General features: G+C 33.9%; 14 protein-coding genes. 12 read left to right on the top strand and 2 right to left on the bottom strand.

Annotation, left to right across the window (positions count from 1 at the left end):
• The 7 genes from QZ138_RS10295 to QZ138_RS10265 all read left to right on the top strand — a co-directional run.
• A partial coding sequence (locus tag QZ138_RS10295) for an SDR family oxidoreductase (RefSeq protein ID WP_292888947.1) occupies positions 1–2098 on the top strand: 2098 nt, incomplete at its 5' end.
• Between the two features lie 7 nt (positions 2099–2105).
• Positions 2106–3815: an MATE family efflux transporter gene (locus tag QZ138_RS10290; RefSeq protein ID WP_292888946.1), complete on the top strand. Its 1710-nt coding sequence runs from the start codon at positions 2106–2108 to the stop codon at positions 3813–3815.
• 400 nt (positions 3816–4215) lie between these two features.
• Positions 4216–4698, top strand: coding sequence for a helix-turn-helix domain-containing protein (locus QZ138_RS10285; protein WP_292888945.1), 483 nt, complete (start codon positions 4216–4218; stop codon positions 4696–4698).
• A 29-nt stretch (positions 4699–4727) separates the two neighbouring features.
• A complete protein-coding gene (locus QZ138_RS10280) occupies positions 4728–4988 on the top strand; it encodes a hypothetical protein (protein ID WP_292888944.1) in 261 nt (86 codons plus the stop codon).
• Positions 4989–5010: 22 nt separating this feature from the next.
• Entirely contained in the window at positions 5011–5442 is a 432-nt protein-coding gene (locus QZ138_RS10275) for a hypothetical protein (RefSeq protein WP_292888943.1), read from the top strand.
• Positions 5439–5579 carry a hypothetical protein gene (locus tag QZ138_RS10270; RefSeq protein WP_292888942.1) on the top strand — a complete coding sequence of 47 codons (141 nt, stop codon included), beginning with the start codon at positions 5439–5441 and terminating at the stop codon, positions 5577–5579. Before QZ138_RS10275 ends, QZ138_RS10270 begins: the two co-directional genes overlap by 4 nt.
• Positions 5551–6048, top strand: a complete 498-nt coding sequence (locus tag QZ138_RS10265) for a transposase (protein ID WP_292888941.1) — start codon at positions 5551–5553, stop codon at positions 6046–6048. The genes QZ138_RS10270 and QZ138_RS10265 overlap by 29 nt, the downstream gene beginning before the upstream one ends.
• 16 nt (positions 6049–6064) lie before the next feature.
• Here QZ138_RS10265 and QZ138_RS10260 read toward each other — a convergent pair whose 3' ends face one another.
• A complete protein-coding gene (locus QZ138_RS10260; protein WP_292888940.1) occupies positions 6065–6286 on the bottom strand; it encodes a hypothetical protein in 222 nt (73 codons plus the stop codon).
• 145 nt (positions 6287–6431) lie between these two features.
• On the opposite strand from QZ138_RS10260, the gene QZ138_RS10255 reads away from it, so the two are divergent.
• The 4 genes from QZ138_RS10255 (at position 6432) to QZ138_RS10240 (ending at position 8593) form a co-directional block, all read left to right on the top strand.
• A complete protein-coding gene (locus QZ138_RS10255) occupies positions 6432–6917 on the top strand; it encodes a hypothetical protein (protein ID WP_292888939.1) in 486 nt (161 codons plus the stop codon).
• A gap of 79 nt (positions 6918–6996) precedes the next feature.
• Positions 6997–7158 carry a hypothetical protein gene (locus QZ138_RS10250; protein ID WP_292888938.1) on the top strand — a complete coding sequence of 54 codons (162 nt, stop codon included), beginning with the start codon at positions 6997–6999 and terminating at the stop codon, positions 7156–7158.
• 232 nt (positions 7159–7390) lie between these two features.
• Positions 7391–8185, top strand: a complete 795-nt coding sequence (locus QZ138_RS10245) for a DUF4013 domain-containing protein (protein WP_292888937.1) — start codon at positions 7391–7393, stop codon at positions 8183–8185.
• 24 nt (positions 8186–8209) lie between these two features.
• Positions 8210–8593, top strand: coding sequence for a putative zinc-binding protein (locus QZ138_RS10240; protein WP_292888936.1), 384 nt, complete (start codon positions 8210–8212; stop codon positions 8591–8593).
• Between the two features lie 97 nt (positions 8594–8690).
• On the opposite strand, the gene QZ138_RS10235 is transcribed toward QZ138_RS10240, so the two are convergent.
• A complete protein-coding gene (locus QZ138_RS10235; protein WP_292888935.1) occupies positions 8691–9470 on the bottom strand; it encodes a class I SAM-dependent methyltransferase in 780 nt (259 codons plus the stop codon).
• A 137-nt stretch (positions 9471–9607) separates the two neighbouring features.
• On the opposite strand from QZ138_RS10235, the gene QZ138_RS10230 reads away from it, so the two are divergent.
• A complete protein-coding gene (locus QZ138_RS10230) occupies positions 9608–10648 on the top strand; it encodes an aldo/keto reductase (RefSeq protein ID WP_292888934.1) in 1041 nt (346 codons plus the stop codon).
• Positions 10649–11150 lie beyond the last annotated feature (502 nt).

Below are 11150 nucleotides of genomic sequence, written 5' to 3'. Positions count from 1 at the left end.
GAATTTAAGAAAATACAGTGATGCCGTTGTCTATAACAGTTACGGTCCGACTGAAACAACAATTACATCAAACAACAAGGAAGTGACTGATGTAAATGATCTGACTGTAGGGCCTCCTTTGGCTAACTATGTCACTGATGTCCGTGATATTGACGGCAGATTGGTGCCTGATGGTGTCATGGGCGAACTGTATATCGGAGGTACCGGTGTTGGTAAAGGATACTACAACATGCCTGGAAAAACCGAAGAGGTTTTCCTGACCATCAATGGCATTCCATATTATAGAAGTGGGGACTATGCCATCAAGCTTCCAAATGGTGAAATTGATATCAAGGGAAGAATTGACAATCAGATTAAGTTAAGAGGATTAAGGATCGAAATCGGAGAAATTGAAACTAACATAGGCAACTATCCGGACATCAAACAGGCGGTTGTAGTAATTAAAAAGATCAACAACAACGACCATTTATGTGCGTACTATGTTGGCGATGGGGCAATTGACAGTGATGACTTAAAAGAGTTCTTAAAAGACCGTCTCACCGATTATATGGTTCCAACAGTATTTGTGCAGATTGATGAGATGCCGCAAACCCCTAATGGTAAAACGGACATCAAAAAACTTCCTGAACCAAGGATAGAAATGAATTATGTGGCTCCAAAAACAAAACTCGAACATGAAATCTGTGCAATATTCTCAACCATATTGGATGTGGAACCTGTTGGTGCAGAGGATAATTTCTTTGAAATTGGAGGAACTTCACTTATTGCTTCTAAATTAATTATAAAACTGCTTAAACAAGGATACAGTGTAAGATATGACGATATTTTCATGAATAAAACTCCTAGAGCGCTGGCAAAAGTATTATCTGGTGAAAGCGATTCTGAATCAGAGTTGGATGTGGAAGAGGATGTTGTCAAAAACTACAACTACAATGAAATCAACAAGCTTCTCGAAGAAAATACGATGGAAAACTTCCTTGAGGGTGAAAGACTTGAACTGGGCAACGTTCTGCTGACGGGAGTTACTGGATTTTTAGGAATCCATATATTATATGAATTCATCAAGAACGAAGATGGAAAAATCTATTGTATGTTGAGAAAAGGTGAGTTTGATTCCTGTGAAGAACGTTTAATCGATTTGATGGACTATTACTTTGATGAAGACCTGACAGGACTAATCGGATCACGCATCATTTTAAGTGAAGGGGACATAACAGAAAGTGATGACTTCAAGAAACTTGAAGGCGAACCGATTGACACAATAATAAATGCTGCAGCTCTCGTAAAACATTACACCGCTGATGATTACATATTCAAAGTTAATGTCGACGGCGTAATTAATGGACTTAAATTCGCCCAGGCAGGGAATAATGTCAGATATATTCAGACCTCCACAATAAGCGTTCTTTCCTCATACTCCTTAAATGAGGAGGAATATCCAAATCCTAGATATGATGAGCGGACATTATACTATGAACAGTCTCTGGAAAACAAATACATATGCAGTAAATTTTTGGCTGAAAGGATGGTATTGGAAGCGGCGACCAATGGGCTTTCAGTAAAAATAATGAGGCTTGGAAACCTGATGAGCCGTTACTCAGATGGTTTATTCCAGAAAAACTACGACACCAATGCATTCCTAAACAACATAAAAGCCATTAATAAACTGAAAGCTATCAACACTGTCATGGCCAATACACAAACAGACATGAGCCAAATAGATTGTGTTGCAAAAGGAATTCTTGAACTGTCCAAGACTCCGGAAAAATGCAGAGTGTTCCACTGTATGAATAACAACTATATTCCTCTTAGAAACATAGTTGATGCATTCAATTCATACGGTAATGGAATTGAGGAAGTTGATATTGATAGATTTAAACAAATTTATGAACAAAACATCAACGAGAATATTCAGGGCATAATCACTGCAGATCTTGCAATCGACGACCTTGGTGAGGAAAACGACTTCGATGGCAATGTTAAAATTGAACAGACCACTGAAATTCTTCATTCATTAGGATTTGACTGGCCCGAACCAGATGAAAACTATCTTAAAAGATTAATAGATTATTTAAATAAATTGAATTACTTTGAATAGGGATAACATGTCAAATGAAATAATTTCTCATAAATTTAAAGAGTTGCTGTTGCCATCGATTCTTATAGCAATGGCTTTAAATATTTCTTCAATTGTTGATTCGAGTTTTGTTGCAACATTCATTGGGTCTAATGGGCTGGCTGCATTGCAGACATTATCACCATTGATATTGTTGATTACGATATTTGAATGGTTATTTGGATTGGGCGGCCAAATATTGTCATTAAGTAAGAAGGCGGAATTCGATGAGGATGGAAGCAATCATTATTTCACAATAGCAATGCTTTCAACTATGGTTTTGGCGATTTTGATTTTTTTGGCATGTTTTTTATTTGAAGATGCATTAATTTCAATATTGCATCCGGTAGCTGATGCAATTCAATATGTAAAAGCATATGGATTTTATTTATTCATCTGTTTTCCAATAGTGACAGTATTGGGCGTGTTAACTCAATTCATTCGTGTGGATGGCCAGCCAAAATTTGCTTCAGCATTAATTGTTATTGCAAACCTCATCAATATAATTTTGGATTATTTGTTTCTGGTCGTTTTTCATATGGGAATCGAAGGTGCATCACTTGCAATGCTTATCGGATATGTAGTTGCATTCATTTTAGCTTTTAAATATCATTTTGATTCAAAAAGGACTTTCAAATTTGTTTTGTCCAAAGTAAAACTCAGAACATGGATTACTTCAACAGTTGAAATAATCAAAGTAGGCCTTCCAGGTGCAAGCATGGGTGTTTTCAATGTAATATTGATTTATGTTATTAATTTGACCCTCGGCGCATCCTTGGGCGTATTAGGTTTGGACATATTTAATGTATGTGTGAATTCATTATTGATTATAAGTATTTTCATTGTAGGATTTTCGGAAACGTTATCATCTGTTGTGCCTGTCTTTTACTCTCAAAATGATTTTTTTAATGTGCAGTATATTGTAAGAAAATCGCTTTTGTTATCGCTTGTCTTTTCAATAGCATTCACTATATTCATATTGGTCTATCCTGATGGAATCCTGATGTTTTTTAACCTTGCAGATGTGCATAATGATGCATTGGTTGAAAATGCTCTTAGAATATATTCATTAGCATTCATTCCTATGGCAGTTTCAACTACGCTGATATTTTATTATGAAGGAATTGAAAGACCTATTGAATCAGGTATTATTGCCCTCATTTCAGAGTTGCTTGGACCGTTAGGGTTTACATTCGCATTATACCCCCTCATTGGCGTAACAAGTGTTTGGATATCTTTCCCATTGGGATTTGTTTTATCAATTGTGCTTGTTGCAATTTATGTAAAATTTGTTGAAAGAAAAGAGACGGAATATTCAGGACTCTTTTTCGTTAAAAAGGGATTGATTGAAAAATCAAGAAACTATACCCTTAAATCTAAAGATGATGATGTGAAAAATGAAATGTTCAATCATCTGGAAAGCTTGGATGTTGATGCGGCATATTGTGAAACGTTAAATCAAATAATCAACATCATTTTTGAATCAAACGATGGAAACGTATCTATAGAGACATTGCTCATTGATTATGATGATAGGGTAATCGTTAATATGAAAGATGAAGGAAAAAGGGAAGTAATGGCAGACATTAAAAAATCATTTTCAAAAGAGAACATTAAATTCACTGAAGTATTGGACTTTAACAATATTGAATATGTATTTGATAAAGATCCTAAATCTGCCGGTGGCGAAAAGCAATAACATTAAGTGGGGGCATTTGAGTGTTTGCAGATTTGCAAAATAACGTTTGCCTATTTTTTAAATTCTTCTAAAAATTCTCTAAACAGGAATATAAATCTTGAATAGTCATAATTGTAAACAAATTCATCGGCATCAAAAATATTGATTTTTAGGTTTTCAATTTTGTCTTTAAGTGGATATATGTCGAATTCAGGAGAATAGTAAATGTCTTCAGAAGCTCCGACAATAAATGTTTTAGCTTTAATATTGGATTATTTATTAAATTGTTTAAGAATTCTTAAATTTTTTAAATTTTAAATTTTTTTTATTGCTTTTATTTTTCAATATTTTATTTTACAGGATTTTTCATATATAGTTAGTTACCAAACTTTTATTATAGATGAATGACAAATAATAGATTATGTCAGGAAAATCTACAATTAAAGTTTTAAAAAAAGTTAACAAAACAACTCTGGATGAGGAAATTGCGAAGTATGTGGCTTACCATAGGTATTATCAAAGGTTAATTGCAATTAGAATCATTAGTGAAGGACATTCTATTGCTGAAGCTGCAAGAATAATTGGAAAATCTTATCAAACGGTCCACAGATGGGCTAAAACATGTGAATCTGAAGGATTGGAAGGTTTGAAACCTTCTTTTGGTGGTGGAAGGCCATCAAAATTAACTTATGATCAACTAATTGAATTGGATAAAATTATAGAAGAAACACCAAATATGTCAATGAAGGACGTACATTTAATTGTTAATAAAAAATTCGATGTAGATTACAGTTTAAAGCAAATAGGAAAAATTGTAAAGAAATTAGGATACAATTATAGCAAAGCATATCCCAAATTTTCAAAATCACCAGAAGATGCAGAAGAACAGTTAAAAAAAACTTAAAAGAACACGACGTTACAACAAACGATATTATGGTCTTATTTGATGAAGCATCTTTCCAAAATGAACCATATACACAAAAATCACTATATAAACGAGGAACAAAACATACACAAATAGTGAATCCTTACAAATTCAAAATCAACGCCACAGGATTATTAACAATTAATGGAAACTCGATCATCACAATAACAAATTCCTCAACTGCTCCAGAAATTGCAATATCACTATTAGAATTAAGATGTGCAAACACAAATAATAAAAATACTATAAAATATTATAAAAATATATAAGAAAGGGGAGGATATTCGATTTATGATAAAATTACACGAGTTATTAGATAAATATAAAATAGATTATACAAAATTCCCCGAAGGAATATTGGATATTGAGATAAATAATGAATTAGATAATTTCACTAACTTCTCAAAAGAAAGTAATAATGTATATGTTTTCAAAGGAGAATACATATCTGTTAGACGAGTTAAAGAACTCACAGAACTTGTAAAAATAGTGATTGACTTAAGGAATTTACCCTCACAAAAGAAAATTAGAATGGTAAAAGAAATAATGGATGATGAAAATAATGAACTTGAAAAATATGATATGCCATTAACCGAATTAATGAAGACAATCAATGAAGTGAAATCTAAACGAGTTGTATTCTATTATAAAAATATAAAAGGAAATACTTTTGGTAATTATTACAATTATGATATCTTTGGAGAGAGAAGAGCTCAATCATGAATAAAAAAATAATTGAAACTATATTCAATAATATAATACAAGAAGTTAATTTAACAGATGAAGAAATAGATGAACATTTAATGGAAAATAATGAAAATAATGAAGTTTTTGCAGAAAAAAGAATTAAAAGTCCTTGAAAAATATAAAGATAATACGACCTCAACAATTGCTAGAATTATTGAAAAACACTGCAATCGTGAATCATTAAACAATGTGAAAAAAAGAAGAGAAATAAGAAGAAAAATTACACTAAACCTCTTAAATAAAGAAAATATAATAAGTAAAATGCAAACCGAACAAAGGTTATGCTTGATTCTTGATAATTATAGCGTTCACAAATCTGCTTTTATCAAAAAAATAGCATTACACCTAAATATTACATTAATCTATCTCCCACCATACTCTCCACACTTAAACCCAATCGAACAAATTTGGAGACAAATGAAAAGAGAAATAAAACATTATTATCTAAAATCAAAAGAATATTTGGAAGATCTAACCATAAAGACTTATACCAAATCGATTTTAGATACAAAAGTTTATGATAAATGGTTCGAAACATATATACCAAAAAGTTTGGTAATTAACTATAAAAAAAATATTTGAGTAGTTGATACTCAAATTAATATAGTCTATATGCGTCATATGCTGTGATAAGGCCGTAGATTATATGCACTATGTATTGGATTGTCTGGTCTATGTTGAAATGAAAGAGCGCTACTGATATGATGACTGCAATTATAAAAAATATTGCTCCTCTAAGTTTGTATCCCTCTATTGCCTGACCTAAACCTGGAATGAAAAATGAAAAAATTCCATTAGTTACTGCATCGCTTTCTACCAAATAACTCACCTCAAATTGTTTTCATTTAAAGTTTTAGGAATACCTAAATATATAATTTGTGGAAAATAATTTACCTTTTTTAAGTCATGCTTGTTAAAAAGTAAAGTATATTAATGTTTCATTTTTAAAATATCAATGTGATACTATGAAATTAAAACATTTTTTAATAATTGGTTTGGCTATTGCATTTATTGCAGTCGGCCCATTGTCCGCAGCGGAGGATGATGACGTAAGTATATTGAGTGCATTGGACATCACTCCTTTCAACGAGGATACAAATGTAACAATTGATGGAATTAACTTCAATGTGCCTAAAGGTTATGGGGAACAAAAAGACCTCGCAAAGGATGATGATAAATATAATTTGGGAAGCGAAGAGGTTACCTTAAGCAATCACCAGTACCTGAATGAAAAGGGCGACATGCTTAATCTCCAGGTGATTTTCATCAAGGACAAAAACTATACTATGGATTCATTAACTCCTGAGAATGGTGCAGTCAAAAAAACCATTAACGGCAAAGAGGGATTCTACTACGAACAGGACGATGTTGCAATATTCATGTACGCTCAGGATGGAAAAAGTGTTCAGGTCACCGGCAAAAAGGATGTTGTATCTAAAGTGGTTGTATAGGCTCAAGTAATATTTTTTAAACATGTGGCCACCTGCCACGTATACATTTTTTTTAACTTTCATTAAAGACGATTTTGAAATGGAAATGGGTAGATACAGTTCATTTGTTGACCATGATGACTATTTCGAGAACAATGATGGCCGTCAGGTGAAAATTATCAACGGCACATATGTGGAATATTTTGATTCAGTTAAGGAAAAATCCGGCGTCTTGGAAATAATCAAAGTAGACGGGGATTAATATGTTGTCGATTCCTCTTTTGACGGCGATGACAAAAGCAAAACCAAAGATTGTCTCAAATATCTTGAAGAGTTCAATAAGCTAAATAAATTCAAGTCAATTAAAATTGATAATGCTTCCTAACAGCATTTCATGCTGTTGGACTATTTTTCAATAATGGAATATATTTTTTTTAACTTAATTCGTTAGATTTATTTATTTAATTTTTAATATAATACTTTGAGGAGTAGTCATGCCATTGTTTAAAATGAAAAAAGTATGGGATTATACCACATATAACAAGCCATTCTTTATATTTATTTTGTTTTTGTTCTGTGTGTGGGTTTATATTGACAATTTAACTGATAATTCGGAGTCGCTTAAGGTAATGCTGCTTATGGTTTTGATGGATTCCTTATTATTTGGATATGGGATGACAATTGCTCGCGATAGAATAAATGAAGGTGTACGATTACCAAAAATCATATTTAAAGATGTTTTCGTATTGGGATTTAAATCATTTATTGTTTCTGCTGTTTATTTGGGTGTTCAGGGATATATTTTGCAGATTATATCTTCTCCTTTTGGATTTCCTCCATTTGATTTGGAAGATTTGTTAATGGACGCTCCTGAAACCGTTCATTTATTGCTTTCACACAGTTTCGTTGATGCCTTGACTTTTCTTTTTATAGGAGCGGTTCTGTTTTATGCCACTGCATTTTTCATGGAAATCGCATTGGCAAGGCTTGCAGATACCGGCAAATTAAGATCCGCTTTTAATTTGGTTGGAATCAAAAGAAATATTGATACAATCGGTTGGGCGGAATATGCAAAGGATTATACAATGATTGTCATAGCCATGGCTATCTTTTCATACCTTACTATAATTGTATTTCCTTTTGACATTTTAAATTATGTTTGGGGGGTTTTCTTGTACATGTTAATGTTTGTAACTCAATTTTTGGGTATTGGTGCCATTTATAGTAGGGTTAAAGAAAAAGAAAAAGAAAAAGGTGAGCCTTCCCAAGCGGAACAGTATTGGCTCTGATTTTTTAAGTGGGTTGGTGATGGTATGGTTGATAAAATTGCATTGGCTCCCTGCAACGGAATGAGTCCAAATGGTTTGGTGTCCCGTGTGGCGGTAGGGGACTGCAGAAATGAAAATGAAAATGTAATATCTATTTGTATGGGTTCGACTTCAGCCGATATTGATGGCAGGAATGACGGGATGCTTAGGAAGTATCCGATTGTTGCCGTCAACGGATGTCCGAACGGATGCGTCAACAAAATTCTAGAAAATAAGGGAATCGATGTGGCTGGAACAGTTGCTGTCAATGAAATTTTAGAGGGTCTTGAAGTATCTGCAAGAGACCCCTTCAGATTGGACAGTGAAGCTGAAGAATGTGTTGAGATAATAGTCGAGGAATTGAATAAAACAATAGGAAAAATCGTGTGATATTTTTAAGATAATTTTCTGGAATGTATGGCGGTTGTGGATAGAAAATGATTATTTTTTTAGCAAGCGCTCATCAGGCACTTGCTAAAATTATTGCCTATTTTTCAAGAACGGCAATATAATCCATTCTTTTTCTTAGCATTGGAAGCCAGGTTAATATCCTGTAATGTGGCTTGTAGACATTGACTCCGTCAAACAGATTAACGTCTTTTATCCATTTGAAATTATCATTGAATTTTGTTAGTTCACTGCCTTTTTCAACGCCCCATATGAACTTGGAGTCTGTATCTTCTATGGATTCCTCTTTGGTGTTTTTAACTGAAACCGGAGGCATTATTTCCATGAATACTGTGCATGTGTCAAAATTTGCATCAATTATGTTAATTATGCTTTCAACGTCATTCTGATTCAGATACATTGTCAATCCCTCAACAATGAAGAGGACATCATTTCTTATTGCAATCTCCTGGGCCCAGCCGGAATCCATTGCTGAATAGGCAAGTGTTTTGACCCTGTCTGTATCCTCAATGAATTTCAATCTGTATTTGGCTGAGTTTTCCAAATCAACATTGTACCAGTTGACCTTGCCGTTGTCCAGTCTGTTGAAGCGTGTATCCATTCCTGATGCAATATTTACGATTGTGCATTCGGGATGGGCGTCAATGTAGTTTCCGACCATTTCGTCTAGCACTATTGTTCTTGCAACGGTTCCCATTTGCATAAATTTGTCCTTCTCAGCTATGCTGAAATCGTAATCAACTTTTGATATTACTTCTATTGCCTTTGAATCATAGAATTTATGGTTCTTTTGCTGTGAATGTTTTGCTTTTGCAAATAATGTCAAAAGCATGGTTTTTTCTACGCCTTCTAAATTCATAAGTTTTCCTCCAGGGGTTATTTTGATTTATATAATAATTGTGTCCTATACTATATAAATTTTTAGGCATGCCTAAATTTTTTCAGAGTGCTGTGAATCAGTAAGATATTTCTTACTTGAATTACAGAGTGTATCCCATGAAATATGTCAAACTCGGAAACTCAAATTTGAATGTAAGTCGTGTATGTATGGGCTGCATGGGATTTGGAGATCCTAAAAACGGAATGCATACATGGACACTGCCGGAGGCGGAATCAATCGAGATAATAACCAATGGACTTGATAACGGAATCAATTTCTATGACACTGCTATAGGATATCAGAACGGAACATCCGAGCAGTATGTCGGAAAGGCGATTCGTGAAAATGCATCAAGGGAGGATGTTGTGGTTGCAACCAAGTTTCTGCCAAGATCAGAAGATGACATTAAGAACAATGTCACAGGTCAGGAGCACATCCACAACATGGCTGAAAAGAGTCTTGCCAACCTGGGCCTTGATTATATCGACCTCTACATCTATCACATGTGGGATTACAACACTCCTCTGTATGATATTCTGGAAGGTTTGAATGAGGTAATCGAAGAGGGCAAGGTAAAATACATAGGCATATCCAATTGTTTTGCATGGCAGCTTGCAAAGGCAAATGCACTCGCCGAAAGCGAAGGGTTTGCAAAGTTTGTATCTATTCAGGGACATTATAATCTGATTTTTAGAGAAGAAGAGCGTGAAATGATTCCTCTGTGTCAAACGGACAATATCGCAACAACACCTTACAGTGCCCTTGCATCAGGAAGACTGTCAAGACTTCCAGGAAATGATTCTAAAAGAATGAAAGAGGATTTCTACGCTAAACTGAAATACCAGTCAACAGAAGCACAGGATTCAGAAATCATCAAAAGGGTTGATGAGCTGGCCGGAAATTATGATGTGTCAATGACCGAGGTGTCCCTTGCATGGCTGCTTACAAAGGTCACATCTCCTATTGTCGGAGCCACCAAAATGCATCATGTCGAAGGTGCTGTCAATTCGGTTGATTTGAAGCTCTCTTCAGATGACATTAGCTATCTTGAAGAGCCTTATGTCGCCCATGACCTGGTTGGTGTGATGGCGGACAACAAGGTTTCAGCCAAAGACAACGAGAAAGTTTGGGCCAAGCATACAAAAAATAGGATTTAGCTATCAAATATATGATTAAAAATCGTCGGATGAAAAAGCAGTAAAACTTTCTAAAAAAATAATGGGTTTGTGAATCCCCGTCATTTAAACAACGGAGAGGCCCATTAAACTGGGTATTGTTACTTTACAAATACTAACCTATAAACTCCATATAAGAATAGTATGACTGGAGCAATAAGTGTATGATAGTTATTGGTCATTATAAATGAAACAATCCCAATAATCAGAACCAATACTCCACCAATAAACCATTCCATCTACTCTTTTTTTACCTCCATGCTTATTATATAATATTTTTAAATAATATAAACCTTTTTTTGAAAGTATTTTTAACTTTATTGTGCAAGAATTCTCCGGCTTCTTTAAGCCGGGGATGAATTGCACATTTTAGTGGGTGTCTATATTTTTTTTATGTGGATGGGGTGGTGAGATTAGTTTTCAAATGCTCTCGGATAAATGCTATATTATATGTAGGTTTATAATATGTAATATAGAAAGATGG

It is taken from the genome of Methanobrevibacter sp. UBA212, from assembly GCF_905233225.1.
GTDB lineage: Archaea > Methanobacteriota > Methanobacteria > Methanobacteriales > Methanobacteriaceae > Methanocatella.
The sequence above is the reverse complement of the archived record's forward strand: the minus strand, read 5'-3'. Positions and strand labels throughout refer to the sequence as shown.

Coding starts and splice junctions, on each gene's coding strand:
- QZ138_RS10270 (WP_292888942.1), top strand. CDS start 5,439: ATGAATAAAAAAATAATTGAAACTATATTCAATAATATAATACAAGAA.
- QZ138_RS10285 (WP_292888945.1), top strand. CDS start 4,216: ATGTCAGGAAAATCTACAATTAAAGTTTTAAAAAAAGTTAACAAAACA.
- QZ138_RS10245 (WP_292888937.1), top strand. CDS start 7,391: ATGCCATTGTTTAAAATGAAAAAAGTATGGGATTATACCACATATAAC.
- QZ138_RS10290 (WP_292888946.1), top strand. CDS start 2,106: ATGTCAAATGAAATAATTTCTCATAAATTTAAAGAGTTGCTGTTGCCA.
- QZ138_RS10250 (WP_292888938.1), top strand. CDS start 6,997: ATGGAAATGGGTAGATACAGTTCATTTGTTGACCATGATGACTATTTC.
- QZ138_RS10235 (WP_292888935.1), bottom strand. CDS start 9,470: ATGAATTTAGAAGGCGTAGAAAAAACCATGCTTTTGACATTATTTGCA.
- QZ138_RS10240 (WP_292888936.1), top strand. CDS start 8,210: ATGGTTGATAAAATTGCATTGGCTCCCTGCAACGGAATGAGTCCAAAT.
- QZ138_RS10230 (WP_292888934.1), top strand. CDS start 9,608: ATGAAATATGTCAAACTCGGAAACTCAAATTTGAATGTAAGTCGTGTA.
- QZ138_RS10275 (WP_292888943.1), top strand. CDS start 5,011: ATGATAAAATTACACGAGTTATTAGATAAATATAAAATAGATTATACA.
- QZ138_RS10255 (WP_292888939.1), top strand. CDS start 6,432: ATGAAATTAAAACATTTTTTAATAATTGGTTTGGCTATTGCATTTATT.
- QZ138_RS10280 (WP_292888944.1), top strand. CDS start 4,728: ATGGTCTTATTTGATGAAGCATCTTTCCAAAATGAACCATATACACAA.